Source organism: Moorena sp. SIO2C4 (assembly GCF_010672485.1).
Lineage (GTDB): Bacteria > Cyanobacteriota > Cyanobacteriia > Cyanobacteriales > Coleofasciculaceae > Moorena > Moorena producens.
Genome location: NZ_JAAHGN010000868.1, coordinates 1 through 3,330, shown reverse-complemented (window position 1 = coordinate 3,330; position 3,330 = coordinate 1). Strand labels below are relative to the sequence as shown.

Annotated in this window: 4 protein-coding genes; 1 reads left to right on the top strand and 3 read right to left on the bottom strand. The window is 46.0% G+C overall.

Annotated features, from left to right (window positions below):
• The 3 genes from F6K20_RS30565 to F6K20_RS30555 all read right to left on the bottom strand — a co-directional run.
• On the bottom strand, positions 1 to 946 hold a 946-nt coding region (locus F6K20_RS30565; RefSeq protein WP_287297225.1), incomplete at its 3' end, for an Hsp70 family protein.
• A 148-nt stretch (positions 947 to 1,094) separates the two neighbouring features.
• The gene (gene grpE / locus F6K20_RS30560) at positions 1,095 to 1,892 is read right to left on the bottom strand and encodes a nucleotide exchange factor GrpE (RefSeq protein ID WP_009149230.1); all 798 of its coding nucleotides are present in this window, start codon (positions 1,890 to 1,892) and stop codon (positions 1,095 to 1,097) included.
• A 136-nt stretch (positions 1,893 to 2,028) separates the two neighbouring features.
• Complete coding sequence (locus F6K20_RS30555; protein WP_009149229.1) at positions 2,029 to 2,205, bottom strand: hypothetical protein; 177 nt, start codon at positions 2,203 to 2,205, stop codon at positions 2,029 to 2,031.
• A 275-nt stretch (positions 2,206 to 2,480) separates the two neighbouring features.
• Between F6K20_RS30555 and F6K20_RS30550 the strand changes: the two genes are divergently transcribed.
• Positions 2,481 to 3,330, top strand: an 850-nt coding sequence (locus F6K20_RS30550; protein WP_287297223.1) for an ATPase, T2SS/T4P/T4SS family, incomplete at its 3' end; no start/stop codon positions are given.

Below are 3,330 nucleotides of genomic sequence, written 5' to 3'. Positions count from 1 at the left end.
TCTTTACCGGTTCTATAGTTGCGTTAATCAAGTCCCTGGATAGTTCTTCAAACTTAGCCCGGGACAACTCCATCTCTAAGTGTTTTGGTCCTGTTTCATCAGCAGTAATGAAGGGCAAGTTGATGGGGGTGGCTACCATGCTAGACAGTTCAATTTTTGCCTTTTCCGCCGCCTCTCGCAAACGCTGAAGAGCCATTTTGTCTTGGGTGAGATTGATGCCCTCTTTGGCTTTAAAGTTTTCCACCATCCAGCGGACAATCACGTTATCGAAGTCATCTCCCCCCAAGTGATTGTTACCAGACGTTGCCTTTACTTCAAAGACCCCATTACCCAGTTGCAGAACTGATACATCAAAGGTACCACCCCCCAAGTCAAACACCAATATAACTTGGTCTTGATCCAACTTATCTAAGCCATAGGCAAGAGCAGCAGCAGTGGGTTCATTTATAATGCGCAACACTTCCAATCCAGCAATGGTACCCCCATCCTTGGTGGCTTGTCGTTGCGCATCGGTAAAGTAGGCCGGAACTGTGATCACGGATTGAGTCACTGGTTCCCCAAGAAAGGTTTCAGCATCAGCCTTGAGCTTTTGTAAGATCATGGCCGATATTTCCTGAGGGGTGTACTCGCGATGCCGAATCTTTACATCTACCGTCTCATCACGACCCTTAACACAGGTATAGGGAACACGGGAACGCTCTGTAGCGGTTTCATCCCAACGACGTCCGATAAAGCGCTTGATACTGTAGACACTGTTTTCCGCATTGGTCACTGCTTGACGCTTGGCCAGTTGACCCACTAGGTGCTCCCCTGACTTGCCAAATCCCACAATACTCGGTGTGGTTCGCCCACCTTCCGAGCTGGAAATGACTATGGGTTTACCTCCTTCTAAGACAGCAACACAACTATTGGTTGTGCCTAGGTCGATGCCAATAACTTTTCCCATAGGGTTGCAGCTTAACGGTTAGTAAAGTTATTTTAGTTTGATTTTTTGTTGAGTTGCTCAAAATAATAGAACTTCCCTTGGTGCTACATCCCTTTTGGTAGGATGATCAGAGGCTGACACCAAAGGAAGGTTAACCAATCAATGGCAGCTAATTTTCCGCCTCAGCAGACTTCTGACCTTCCGAGGTTTCCTGTGGTTCTGCCGCAGCAGCTACTTTCACCATAGCGTGACGCAGCACCCGCTCCCCAAGTAAATAACCCCGCATTAGCTGTTCTATGACCACTCCTTCTGGATAGTCATCCGTTGGTTCTCGCATCACCGCTTCGTGGAGATTGGGGTCAAACTCTTGCCCTTCTGGTCGCATCGCAGCAACCCCAAGGCGCTTGAGACTGTCTACCAGCTGTTTATAAACACCTTGATAGCTTTTGTGAATCGACATTTCCCCATCATTTTGAGGCTTAATTTGGGTACGCGCCCGTTCAAAATTATCTACTACTGACAATAACTCAGTGATCGTGTTTCCTTTAACTTGATGTTCCAAGTCTTCTTTCTCTTTAGTTGACCGTTTGCGGAAGTTCTCAAAATCTGCCGCAATCCGGATGTATTGAGATTTAAAGGAGTCACATTGCTGAGTTCGCTCTTCTAGTTGAGCTTTCAGGGCTTGATTTTCCTGCTTGATTGTTTCTAGAATCTTGGCATCGTCCTCGGTAGGTGATTCATCGGTAGTAGCTGTTGCAGCTACATCGGTCTGGGCTTCTTGGTCGTTGAGCCCTGACTCAGATGCTTCAGCAGCAGGGGATTCAGTTGGTTGTGCTGCTTCAGGGTTGACATCTGAGTCAGATGCTACGGCTACCGCTTCCGCCTCATGATTGTCTTCGAGTACCGTGGTGGACTCTTCGTTTGTCTGCTGCGAAGTGTTATCTGACTGTTTTGCTTCGTCAATCATGCTCCACTCATCCCAATTCAATAAAGTGCTAGTTTATCTATAATTTCTTACTAGCCAACCAATTTTCCAGCAAATTTTGTAAACTAACCACGTTCAGTCTAACGACTATAGCATTGGTTTCTAACCTGATTGAGAGTTACTCCGACCGTAAACTTACCTCAACTGTGTGGTCTTCCACACCTCCGTCAGCAAGAATGCTGCTGTTGGAAGTGTAGCCGATCAGATCCTTATGGCCTGTACCCTTACCACTGTCCTTGATGGCGCTACTTCCGTTGGCTGGTCTTGTTGCATACTTTGGCTGGTCTTGTTGCATAGTTGAATGTTGTGGCTAAATCAGTCATTAATCAAAATCTAGCATCTGAGATTGTGAACCACCTTGATGGATTAGGGGTTGATAATAATTATACAGCCAATGACTTGACTGAGTTTTTATTATGATGTATAATGCAATATTTAACTGCGACAAATTATTCTAGTCCGTCAATCTAACTAAAAGGTAAAAATAACCAGAGTGGCAGCCACTCCTATGTTAGTTAACATAAGGCTTTTGGGAATACTGTGTAAAGTAAGGAGAGCTCCTATTCCGTCATGACTTACTCCTCATCTCAACGACGCGCCCTAGTAGTCCGTAACGATTTTTCTCCATTTGGCAATAAACTGATTCAGGCTGGTTACGTTAATGCTGACCAGATGCAGCAAGCAATGCTGGAAACTCGCAAGTCCGGAAGACCACTGACGGAAGTCGTCGAAGCAATGACCGGACGTCAGTTACCACCGGACTTGATCCGTCAATACAAGAAGCAGCAGTTGTTTGAACTAAAAGTTCTTTTTGGTGTTGAGTCTCTAGATCCGGAAATTAGTGATATTTCCACTCAGCAAGTCGGTGGCTTGATCGAAACCCTGATTCCCATTGATATTTGCCGTCGCTATCACCTGCTCCCCATATCTAAGCATGAAACTGAGCCGCCATCGGTTTTGGTGGCAATGGTTTCTCCTGATGATCTAGAAGCCCAGGATGATTTGAATCGGATTCTACGACCTCAGGGAATCAAGTTGCAACGGATGGTCATCACTAAGGAAGACTATCAGCAAATCATTAGTCAGTATCTTGACGATCAGTTGGCACGGCAAAAGCAACTAGATCAACAAAAATCCGTAGATGTAAAGGAGGATTTAGAGAATTTAGGCTCATTCGATACTTTACAGGATGCCCCAGAGGAAGCGGAAGCAGACCTAGATTCTTCTTTGAATGAGGCAGGTGGGGCTCCGATCATCAACTTGGTTAACAAAATCCTGGCTAAGGCTTTACAAGAAGGGGTTTCTGACATTCACATCGAACCCCAAGAGGAGCAGTTGCGGGTGCGCTATCGCAAAGATGGGGTACTGCGTCAAGCCTTTGATGCCTTACCACAGCGAATACATACAGCGGTGGCGGCTA

What these genes read in the sequence shown, in the direction of transcription:
- grpE (WP_009149230.1), bottom strand. Translation starts at nt 1,892, where the DNA reads ATGATTGACGAAGCAAAACAGTCAGATAACACTTCGCAGCAGACAAAC.
- F6K20_RS30555 (WP_009149229.1), bottom strand. Translation starts at nt 2,205, where the DNA reads ATGCAACAAGACCAGCCAAAGTATGCAACAAGACCAGCCAACGGAAGT.